The sequence below is a fragment of the Pseudoalteromonas sp. SIMBA_162 genome (assembly GCF_046535955.1).
Classification (GTDB): Bacteria; Pseudomonadota; Gammaproteobacteria; order Enterobacterales; family Alteromonadaceae; genus Pseudoalteromonas; species Pseudoalteromonas marina.
On sequence record NZ_JAWJBQ010001198.1, the window covers coordinates 1 to 236 of the forward strand.

General features: G+C 57.6%; 1 protein-coding gene. It reads right to left on the minus strand.

Annotated features, from left to right (window positions below; genetic code table 11):
* A partial coding sequence (locus R0J88_RS23460) for an FAD-dependent oxidoreductase (RefSeq protein WP_410901386.1) occupies positions 1–236 on the minus strand: 236 nt, incomplete at both ends.

The window sequence follows — 236 nt, forward strand, 5'->3', positions numbered from 1 at the left end:
TGCACGGTGACCCCCATGCTCTCCAGCTCTTGCTGAACGGTTTGGCTGATGCGCTCAGATAAACCGGGGAGCAGACGCGGTGCCGCTTCAATCAAATGAACGCTGATTGTTTGGTGATCAACAGCCGTGACGCCATAGGCATTGAGCAGGCGCGAGGCGTCTAACAATTCCGCCGAAAGCTCCACTCCTGTGGCACCGCCGCCGACAATCCCAATGGTGAGCTGGGTATTCTGACG